Origin of the sequence: Absicoccus porci (assembly GCF_003725415.1) — a bacterium.
GTDB classification, from domain to species: domain Bacteria; phylum Bacillota_I; class Bacilli_A; order Erysipelotrichales; family Erysipelotrichaceae; genus Absicoccus; species Absicoccus porci.
In genome coordinates this window covers 145,803-156,358 of record NZ_RJQC01000003.1, presented here as the reverse complement: position 1 = coordinate 156,358, position 10,556 = coordinate 145,803, and the positions used below count along the sequence as shown (strand labels likewise).

General features: G+C 37.7%; 10 protein-coding genes and 5 tRNA genes. 4 read left to right on the top strand and 11 right to left on the bottom strand.

From position 1 onward, the window contains the following. Window positions 1–37 precede the first annotated feature (37 nt). Genes EDX97_RS08850 through radC form a run of 3 tightly spaced genes read right to left on the bottom strand, consistent with a single transcriptional unit; the run spans window position 38 to window position 2,161 of the window. Window positions 38–604, bottom strand: coding sequence for a hypothetical protein (locus EDX97_RS08850; RefSeq protein WP_128520802.1), 567 nt, complete (start codon window positions 602–604; stop codon window positions 38–40). Continuing rightward, entirely contained in the window at window positions 601–1,437 is an 837-nt protein-coding gene (gene mreC, locus EDX97_RS08845) for a rod shape-determining protein MreC (RefSeq protein WP_128520801.1), read from the bottom strand. Before mreC ends, EDX97_RS08850 begins: the two co-directional genes overlap by 4 nt. A gap of 49 nt (window positions 1,438–1,486) precedes the next feature. Then, window positions 1,487–2,161 (bottom strand): RadC family protein, encoded by a 675-nt coding sequence (radC, locus tag EDX97_RS08840; protein ID WP_173446190.1) that lies wholly within the window; start codon window positions 2,159–2,161, stop codon window positions 1,487–1,489. Window positions 2,162–2,246: 85 nt separating this feature from the next. Here radC and EDX97_RS08835 point away from each other — a divergent pair. Together EDX97_RS08835 and traF are read left to right on the top strand one after the other, a co-directional pair. After that, a tRNA-His gene (locus tag EDX97_RS08835) sits at window positions 2,247–2,322 on the top strand. 59 nt (window positions 2,323–2,381) lie between these two features. Beyond that, window positions 2,382–2,855, top strand: a complete 474-nt coding sequence (gene traF / locus EDX97_RS08830) for a conjugal transfer protein TraF (RefSeq protein ID WP_128520799.1) — start codon at window positions 2,382–2,384, stop codon at window positions 2,853–2,855. A gap of 566 nt (window positions 2,856–3,421) precedes the next feature. Here the strand turns inward: traF and EDX97_RS08825 are convergent. From EDX97_RS08825 to pfkA, 8 genes are all read right to left on the bottom strand, one after another. After that, a tRNA-Asp gene (locus EDX97_RS08825) sits at window positions 3,422–3,498 on the bottom strand. A 7-nt stretch (window positions 3,499–3,505) separates the two neighbouring features. Beyond that, a tRNA-Gly gene (locus EDX97_RS08820) sits at window positions 3,506–3,579 on the bottom strand. 7 nt (window positions 3,580–3,586) lie between these two features. Further along, window positions 3,587–3,663 (bottom strand) — tRNA-Asp (locus EDX97_RS08815). 18 nt (window positions 3,664–3,681) lie between these two features. Beyond that, window positions 3,682–3,772: transfer RNA gene (locus EDX97_RS08810), tRNA-Ser, on the bottom strand. Between the two features lie 115 nt (window positions 3,773–3,887). Next, entirely contained in the window at window positions 3,888–5,201 is a 1,314-nt protein-coding gene (gene eno / locus EDX97_RS08805; RefSeq protein WP_128520798.1) for a phosphopyruvate hydratase, read from the bottom strand. A gap of 62 nt (window positions 5,202–5,263) precedes the next feature. Then, complete coding sequence (locus tag EDX97_RS08800) at window positions 5,264–7,303, bottom strand: peptidase U32 family protein (protein ID WP_183164330.1); 2,040 nt, start codon at window positions 7,301–7,303, stop codon at window positions 5,264–5,266. A 44-nt stretch (window positions 7,304–7,347) separates the two neighbouring features. Then, window positions 7,348–7,722, bottom strand: coding sequence for a metal-dependent transcriptional regulator (locus tag EDX97_RS08795; protein WP_183164329.1), 375 nt, complete (start codon window positions 7,720–7,722; stop codon window positions 7,348–7,350). 94 nt (window positions 7,723–7,816) lie between these two features. After that, on the bottom strand, window positions 7,817–8,779 hold the full coding sequence (pfkA, locus tag EDX97_RS08790; RefSeq protein WP_128520795.1) for a 6-phosphofructokinase: 963 nt from the start codon (window positions 8,777–8,779) through the stop codon (window positions 7,817–7,819). A gap of 184 nt (window positions 8,780–8,963) precedes the next feature. On the opposite strand from pfkA, the gene EDX97_RS08785 reads away from it, so the two are divergent. Together EDX97_RS08785 and cysK are read left to right on the top strand one after the other, a co-directional pair. Next, entirely contained in the window at window positions 8,964–9,401 is a 438-nt protein-coding gene (locus EDX97_RS08785; protein ID WP_128520794.1) for an RrF2 family transcriptional regulator, read from the top strand. Between the two features lie 191 nt (window positions 9,402–9,592). After that, window positions 9,593–10,519, top strand: coding sequence for a cysteine synthase A (cysK, locus tag EDX97_RS08780; protein WP_221175927.1), 927 nt, complete (start codon window positions 9,593–9,595; stop codon window positions 10,517–10,519). The last annotated feature ends 37 nt before the right edge of the window (window positions 10,520–10,556 follow it).

Here is a 10,556-nt window from a genome sequence, read left to right as displayed (position 1 = left end):
ATTCATTCTAACACGCAAAAAGGAAATGAGCCATGACTCACTTCCCGAAAGAACGAATTCGACGATAATTCTTTTTTTCCATCGCATTTTTCTGATTTGAATGTCGTGTAGAAATGCGATCCATAACATCAATGATATAGTAAAGAGCCAATAAAGCAGCACAATGGAAGACAATGGTCAATAATTCAACATGAACAAACCATCGGCTAAAAGAAACGGTAACTTGACCAAAAAGCTTTGAAACGATAAAAGGAAGAATATCTAACAAGATCACACAACCCATCGTTCCTAATGACAACCATCGTACATCATCACTTACTTTTTCAATGAGCCATCCCAATCCAAAGCAGGCAGCTGGAAATAAAATCGTAGATAAAGGAAAAGTGGATAAAAAGAAATAATCATAAATGAGTCCACATAATATTCCCATTAATACACGATCAATCCAGTTTCGTTTATATACCAATAACAATAAAGCCATAAAACAAAGATGTGGAACACATGATATGGCTTGAAAAGTAAAATCAGGCGGCCAAATATAAACGATCAAAGTATCAAGAAGAGCCATGATCAACAAAAATACGAAGAGTGTACGCAATTTCATGATGCATCCCCGTTTCCAACAACCATCACATATTTAAAGCTTTGCATATTAGATACCGGTTTCACATAGACCGTAGAAATAATCGATGAATCATCACGTTCGACTTCTGTTACTGTACCCACAAAAATGCCACTTGGATAATTGCCACCTTGTCCGCTTGTTGCGACGGCTTGTCCACTGGTTACGGTTGCATCATTGTTGAAAAGTGACATAGAATACTCATTACGATCTGGATCATACGATTGAATGACACCTTCAACTGTGGATCCATCTTGTAAAGAAATCTTTACCGCAATATCATTCACCAAGTTCTCACTGGTCAATAGTTCAACCGTACTTGTATTGACCTGCGTCTTTGTGACTAAACCAATCATACCTTCACTGCTTTGCACCAGCATACCGACTTTTACACCTTGTGAACTTCCCGCTGAAATAGTGATACTTTGATTCCATGTCTCACTTGAACGACGAATGACGGAACAACTAATCATTTTCATACTGCTATTTGAATTTTTTACATCCAGTAGCTTTTCTAATTCTTCATTTTTATTTGATTCTTCTTCATATAACGTTTTATAGCTTTTTTGTTCTGCTAGTTCTTGTTTTAAATATTCATTATCATCTTGTTGATGCCAGAGGTTAGCAACATCATTAAAAACATTCGCTAACGATGTGATTGGATATTCAATCAATCCATATTGAATATATGTCCAAGCACTGTATCCCATGTTCGATAAAGCTTGTTGTCTTAAACCAATCATGCATGTTCCGATACCAAGAACAATGACGATCAATATCGCTAATACTCGTTGTAGATGATTTAGTCTTCGCATAATGATCCCTCAAATCTAAAACCTATTATACAAAGATTCCATTTTCCTTTCAATCCAGATATTGGCTTTGTCGGAAGGAATACCAACCTTCTTTACCCACAATAATATGATCTAAAAAATGAATACCCATCACTTGTGCTACTTCTTTGATTTGTTTTGTACAACAAATATCCGCTTCACTTGGTTGTGGATCTCCGGAAGGATGATTATGAATACACAATACCGAACAAGCATTTTCTAAGAATGCCTCTTTGAAAATATCACGAGGATGTACGCAACTCTCATTCAACGTTCCTTTAAACAATAAATGATGGGAAATGATTTTTCCTTTTGTATCTAAATAAACCGCCACAAAATGTTCTTGTTTCTCATAGGCATATTCCAATTTAAACCATTGCACGATATCATTTGGAACAGCAATCACATGGGAATATGCACGGGCTTTTGCAGCACGCGAACACAATTCAATGCTTGCTAAAAGTTGTAACGCTTTGACTTCACGAATACCTTGAATTTGCATCAATCGATTGGGTGATAAATCAAACAAATTCGATAAGTGGTTCGACACTTCCAATACCTCCTTCGCAATCGCAAATACCGAACGTTTTTTATTCCCGCTCTGTAACATCAATGCCAACAATTCTTCATCGGTCAACGATTTCAAACCAAATCGCAATGCTTTTTCTCGAGGTCGCTCTGCCTCATTCATATCTTTGACTTTCATATACTCTAATACGAGTAAAAATAATAAATAACAAAAAAAGGGGTTTACACATTTTTCTAGTTTTGTTATTATATATAAGCACATGGCGGTTGTGGTGAAGCGGTTAACACAGCGGATTGTGGCTCCGTGATGCGCGCGTTCGAATCGCGTCAGCCGCCCCAATGTGAATGTAAGCTCCCCTATGGGAGCTTTTTTTTATGCTTTATGCTACAATATTTCCATGAAAACGAAATTAGCCTTATGCTTAGCACTGATTGTTGCTTTAAGCCTACCAACGACCATTTATGCCAATGACACTGTCAATGCCTGTGATCCTACTGCTGAATGTGAAGATACGGAAACCAAAACCACCGAAGGATTTGTAGAAATATCAATGGATGAAGCACTTTCCTATTTTAAGGAGAAAAAAAGTGGAATCCTCTTTTTTGGATTTGATTCTTGTCCATGGTGTAAAGAAGCTAGACCTATATTAAAAAAAGTAGCAGATAAAAAGAATACCACTGTCTACTATGTAAAAGTTCGTGATGAGGATAAGAACCTGCTTTATTCGGATGATCAACGGGTGGAATTGACAAAATATATTCCTAAATATATGTCAAAAAATAAAGATGAAGATAATAAACTTTGGCTTTATGTGCCATTGGTCATTCATGTAAAAAAAGCAAAGCCGTTGCCGGTCATGAAGGAACAGTGAAGGGGCATGATGCGACAAAGCGTAAGATGACAAAGAAAGAAAAAAAGAAATTAGAAAAAACATATACGAAGGTACTAAAATAGTATCTTCTTTTTTTGGGCAAAAATAGATTCTTACTCAATTTCCATCTTAAATTAGAAATTGAAAAGACCTCCATTGTTAGAATGGTTTTATCCGATTCTGTGAATGGAGGTATCCATAAATGCAATTTTAAGATCCGCACAAATATTTTCAAGTAGATCCTACGACTGTGTTCTATATATGTTATCGTTGGATGGTTTGTCTTACTTTGTCATATAGAGGAAAGGAAAAACATTATTCAACGTGCGTTTTTCCCGTGATTCTCCCTTATATGCCTTTTATGATGTTCAATTTTAAGAACAGAGAGATTCTTGAATCAAGAAAGACCCAGTTCTTTAGTGATTACTTTTTCAACATTCATATCAGCCAAAGAAACAGGGTCAAGGTCACTATAATTGATATGTACGATAATACACAACACCAATTTTGTGTAGATTCTTGTCAAATCATAAAAAAAAACGATGCAAGCATCGTTTCATTTATAATGGCGGTCCAGATGGGACTCGAACCCACGATCTCCTCCGTGACAGGGAGGCATGTTAAACCACTACACCACTGGACCAATAAAATGGAGCAGATGAGGGGAATTGAACCCCCGTATCAGCCTTGGCAAGGCTGTGTTCTACCATTGAACTACATCTGCATCAGATTGGCGGTCCAGATGGGACTCGAACCCACGATCTCCTCCGTGACAGGGAGGCATGTTAAACCACTACACCACTGGACCAATATTCATTTTTTAAAATGGCGGAGAAGGAGAGATTTGAACTCTCGCGCCAGTTTCCCGACCTATACCCTTAGCAGGGGCACCTCTTCAACCACTTGAGTACTTCTCCAAAAATCTAGGTCAGAACGCTACTCGTTAGCGCCTACATATAATAGCATGAGAAAAAATGAATTGCAACAATTATTTTCAAAAAAAATAGGCCTCATGAGAGGCCTACTTCATCATTACTTATAAAGGTTATAGAAAGCTTTCTTTCCCAAGTATTTAGCAACATGCGCATTTCCGCGTTGATTCAATTCATCTTCGATACGCATTAAACGGTTATACTTAGCGATACGGTCTGTACGAGACATAGAACCAGTCTTGATTTGACCAGCATTCAAACCAACTGCGATATCAGCAATTGTTGTATCTTCTGTTTCTCCAGAACGGTGAGAAACGATGCAAGTATAATTATGTTTCTTAGCTAATTCGATAGCGTCGAAAGTTTCAGTCAAAGTACCAATTTGGTTAACCTTGATCAAAATGGCATTCGCAATACCCTTTTCGATACCTTCTTGTAAGATTTTAGGGTTAGTAACGAACAAGTCATCACCAACTAATTGAACCTTGTCACCAAGACGATCTGTTAAACGTTTCCATCCATCCCAGTCACGTTCTCCTAATCCATCTTCGATAGAGATGATTGGGTATTTCTTCAACCATGCTTCATACATATCGATCATTTCATCAGCAGTCTTGTTTCCTTGACCAGATTTCTTCAATTCATACAAACCTGTTTCATGGTTATGGAATTCACTAGAAGCGACATCCATAGCGATGCACATATCTGTACCTGGTTCATAACCAGCAGCTTTCATAGCTTCTACTAACAATTCCAATGGTTCTTCGTTTCCATCTTTACAGCTTGGAGCGAATCCACCTTCATCACCAACGTTTGTATTGTATCCTTTGCTCTTCAATACTTTCTTCAATTCATGGAAAGTTTCAGCACCCATACGAACGGCTTCTTTAATTGATTTTGCACCAACAGGCATCAACATAAATTCTTGGAAATCTACTGTAGAGTCAGCATGAGAACCACCATTGATGACATTCATCATTGGCACTGGCAATGTATTTCCGTTGAATCCACCAAAGTAGTTATACAAAGGCATTCCGTAGAAATCAGCAGCTGCAAGAGCAGTAGCCATTGATACACCTAAGATTGCGTTTGCACCTAAATTAGATTTTGTTGGGGTACCATCCAAATCAATCATTGTTTGGTCAACAAAGTTTTGATCACGGCAATCCAAACCAATTACAGCTGGCGCAATTTTTTCGTTTACATTCGCAACAGCTTTAGTAGTTCCTTTTCCTCCAAAACGAGTTTTATCTCCATCACGAAGCTCCAATGCTTCTCTTTCACCAGTACTTGCACCACTTGGAACCATAGCACGACCATAAGCGCCAGATTCAGTAGTCACTTCAACTTCAACAGTTGGGTTACCACGAGAGTCTAATACTTCGCGAGCATAAACATCTGTAATAATAGGCATAATTAAAATATCCTCCTTTAAGCCTCTAGCTGTACATATGATAACACTTTAACAAGTCTCTTTCAATGTAAAACAGAATGAATCCGAGCAATGATTTCATCCTTTTCTTTTGGGCTTTCATCCACAAAATAAACAAAGAAATTATTGATATTCCATTGTTGAAATACAGGAATCTGCATCACCCAATTTCTTGGTGTTTCATCAAACAACTGCATAAAACAATCTGGATTTCCCTCCATCAACAATCGACGTCCATCCTTGCCTTCCAATTCAAACCGATGAATATGACATAAATGACAATTTTGTCGTTTCCCATCCACACAGATGGTATTGATTGGACAATGTTTCATGATCATATAACGAATCTTACCATATATATCCACAACAACCGGTGCATCCATTTGATATCGATCATGAAATGCCAAAACCGTCTCTTGGATTTGATCTGGTGTCATTTCAATGCTCAATGCCACTTGTTCAAAACCCATCTCTAAACAAGCAGCAATACCATAAGAATTGGTTACATTTTTCGTTTGATCCGCAACAGATTCTGGTAAATCTTGGATATAGATTTGATGGTTTCTACCTATATGCGGTTGAAATTCATATGGTTTTTCAGGCATACAATGCACACTTGTTCGCTCTTTTTCTAATGCCGCAATCGTCTTACGTCGCAAAGCATTGATGATGCCCATTGGAAAGAAGATATCTTTGGAAAGTGTGCACTGAAATTCACTGATTTCTACCCAGCTATCTTTCGTCTTATGCATTTGTTTAGAGACTGTCTCTTTGTTTAGAGCATGTTTTTGAGCAATAGAAGCCAATTGATCCGATACACAAGTCACTTTATGGATACCATCCGACATCGTACAAATTAGTGGTTGTGAAGGTCCATCACAATACACAAAACATGAAACATTCACTTTACGAACCGTTTCTTTGGATTCTTTTTCTACTTCTTTTTCTAAAGCATAGGAAATCGTTTTATAAACAATACTTCCCTTTTTGACCTTCGACTTTACTTCGACTTCACAAATATGATACCCATCGATATGATTTTGCAGACGTCCCTTTTCATCATATAAAAAATTAATACGACAACCATATTCGTGTCCAAATCGAATCCCATCATTTTGATCGACCGATCGATCCAACTGAATCTTTACCCGCTTTCCATGAAAACCAATCACCTTGCCTATCGGAATACCTTGATGATTTGGTGAATCCATATGCATGAGATCTCGTCCACGCTTGTCGAACATATGCCCTAAGGTATATCCACGATTAAAAGCCAGTTTCAATCGTTCCATATCTTGTGACGTTCGTTTCTTACCATCACGAACCATTTTGACTTGTCGACAAGCTTCATATACATAAACTGGACTTTTCATTCGTCCTTCGATTTTCAAAGAATCCACAGACAGTTCCCCGATTTTATCAATGACTGAAACATCTTTCGGACTTAAAAGATATTCTTGATCAAAAGGAATCGGTTGTCCATCTTTATACAGTGTATAAGCCATGCGACAAGGTTGTGCACACATGCCACGATTGCCACTCCTACCAAAACAAAAACTAGAAAAGTAACATTGACCCGACATACTGATACAAAGAGCTCCATGGACAAACACTTCGATTTCTACACCACACTGTTGACAAGCTTCGATTTCTGCTTTGGTACATTCGCGAGCTAAAACGACTCGTTTTACACCTAATTTTTTTAATTTTTCAATTTGTGCCGGCGTATGAATACTCATTTGTGTAGAGGCATGAATGGTCAGGTCTGGCAGTCGATGATGCAACAAATGAATCAAACCTAAGTCTTGTACGATCAAGGCATCCACACCCATTTCATACAATGCTTTGGCTTGTGCGTAGGCAGCTTCGATTTCATCTTCATATAAAATCGTATTCATTGTCACATGTACATCTACGCCAATCAGATGACAACGCGAAATTATATCTTTTACTTCATCGAGGGTAAAGTTATTCGCAAAGGCTCGAGCACCAAATTGTTTTAAAGCCAGATATACGGCATCACATCCAGCGGCCAAAGCAGCATCTAACATGGCATAATTCCCTACAGGTGCTAAAATCTCCATATTGTTTTCCTTCCTCTCATAAAAAAGGCTGTCCATCGACAGCTTTACTTCTTATTATTATTATAAAAATTCTGAATCGCTTCAAATGATTCTTCACTGATGACATGTTCGATTCGGCAAGCATCCTTTGCTGCTGTTTCCTTATTGACACCAATATTTTCTAACATGTCTGAAAAGAAACAATGTCTTTGATATGTCGATTGAGCAATTTCTTTTCCTTCATCGGTTAAATGCAAGATTTTTCCTTGATCCAATCGAACTAAACCTTTTTCTGACATAACCTTGACGGCATGTGAAACACTTGGTTTAGAAAAGCCGAGATAACTTGCCACATCCACACTACGAACACTTTCAAGTTGTTGTGACAAGACGTATATTGCTTCTAAATAATCCTCCATGGATTCACCTAATTGTTGCATAATTCGTCTCCTTTGATTGTTTTATTCTATGCTAGGATTTCTATGATTGTCAAACAACTTGCCTAAAAACAAAGTGGACTTTTTGTCCACTTTGTTAAACAAGACGTTCAAATAAGTTCATCAATGGTTTACGCGATTCATGTGGCATACCTAAAGCTTCTGTAATAGGAATAGCTACGATCTTATTATTGCGAATCGCAATACATTGACCTCCAATACCTTGCATCAACAAATCAACCGCTTTTTCGCCCATTTGCGAAGCAAGCAAACGGTCAAATGGACAAGGTGATCCACCACGCTGAATATGTCCAAGCGTTGTTGCTCGACCAGCAAATCCTGTATTCAAACTTACTTTCTTTGCGAATTGATCAACATCGGTAATCTTTTCAGAAATAACAACGATCGCATGACGTTTTTTCTTGATTAGATCCAAATCACGCAAACGACCTAAAACTTCTTCTTCATCAAATCCGGTTTCACTTGTGACAATGATTTCGGCACCACACGCAATTCCGGACCACAATGCCAAATCCCCACAACGATTTCCCATAACTTCGACTATGGAGCATCGATGATGAGAATTGGAAGTATCACGCAATTTATCGATACATTCCACAACGGTTTCTAATGCTGTTTGAAAACCAATGGTGTAATCCGTACAAGTAATATCATTATCAATGGTACCTGGTAAGCCAATACAATTGACACCCATTTCAGTTAGTGCCAAAGCACCACGATAGGAACCATCACCACCAACGACAACAACGGCTTCAATACCACGTTTTTGAAGTTGTTTTACGGCTTTTTGACGAACATCCAAATCTTTGAATTCTGGTAGACGTGCAGAACCTAAAATGGTACCACCACGATTGACAATTTCACCAACCGATTCACGTGTTAACGGTTCAATATATCCTTCTGTCATGCCTTTATAACCATTATAAATGCCAAAAACTTCCAAACCTGCATTGATACCTACACGTGTCACAGCACGAATGGCTGCATTCATTCCTGGTGAATCGCCACCAGAAGTTAAAATACCGATTCTTTTTACCATAAAAAGTCCTCCTAAGAAAACATTCGAAATCCTTTCTTATATTTCTTAACTTTACTACTTCTATCATACTCTATTTTTGTAAGAATCTCGAAAAAAATCATGACAATTCTATAAGTTTTTTACACTAATATACCTATTGATTTACTAGGATTTTTATCTTATACTAAGTAAAAAAGGAGTCATTATGAAAATTTCAACGAAAGGAAGATATGCCCTACAATTAATGTTGGATATTGCGCTACAACCATCCAACCGTCCAGTGGCCTTGAAAGATGTATCCAAACGCCAGAATATCTCATTTAAATACTTAGAACAAATCATGCCTGCATTAACGGGTGCCGGATTGATTCGTAGCGTTCGCGGACCAAAAGGGGGCTACTATATCAATAAAAGCCTAGATGCGATCACGGTTGGTGATATCTTGCGTTTGACAGAAGGTTCGCTAGCTCCCGTTGATCAAGTCGATACCGATATTCATAATACGACATCGGATGATCTGGATACGATTGATATCATGGTTTGGCAAAAATTATACAAAGCCATTTGTGGGGTTGTGGATCATGTCACGATTCAAGATCTTGTGGATCAAGAACGATCCAATGGCGGAGAATACTATATTTAAGAAAATGCGATCAGTCGCATTTTTTTATGTCTTTTTTATTTTTCCTATATTTCCTCTTGACTTTATAGGTTTTTAGGTTATTATATAGACAACCCAAACGAAAGGGGGCTTACAATGAATAGCGATTGTTGTTGTAGAAACTTAAATATAGAAACCAAGATGAGTAAAAAAAATATAAGGAGGTATGAATCATGGGATACTATACAAGTGCAAGTCAATTAATTGGAAACACACCATTATTAGAATTACAAAACGTTGAAAAAGCAGAAGGATTACAAGCAAAAATCTTTGCGAAAGTTGAATATTTTAATCCATCTGGATCTGTAAAAGATCGTATTGCCTTATCAATGATCGAAGATGCCGAAAAAGAAGGAAAATTAACGCCAGACACAACAATTATTGAACCAACTTCAGGAAATACTGGTATTGGTTTGGCTTCCATTGCTGCCGCCAAAGGATATCATTTAATCATCGTAATGCCTGAAACAATGAGTGTTGAACGTCGTCAAATCATCAAAGCCTATGGTGCTGAAATCGTTTTAAGCGAAGGTGCAAAAGGAATGAAAGGCGCAATCGCAAAAGCAGAAGAATTAGCCAAAACACACGCCCCTGCCTTTATTCCAAGTCAATTTACAAACCCAGCTAACCCTAAGATTCACTATGAAACAACAGGACCAGAAATTTATAAAGATCTAGATGGTAAAGTTGATGTCTTTGTTGCCGGTGTTGGAACTGGTGGAACCGTTACTGGTACTGGTAAATATTTAAAAGAAAAAGCCAACACAAAAGTCGTTGCTGTTGAACCAGAAACTTCTCCCGTATTATCGGAAGGACATGGTGGACCACATAAAATCCAAGGTATTGGTGCCGGATTTGTTCCTGAAACATTAGATACTGACGTATATGATGAAGTATTAACAGTATCCAATGAAGATGCATTTAAATATGCAAAATTGTTAGCTCATAAAGAAGGTATTAGCGTTGGTATTTCTAGCGGTGCTGCTTTACAAGCTGGTTTAGTTGAAGCAAAGAAACCAGAAAATGCTGGTAAGAATATTGTCGTATTATTACCAGATAGTGGTGACCGTTACTACTCTACTGCCCTTTTCCAAGATTAATCCTCAAAATACAGCCATAATAAAAAAGTCGTTCCTA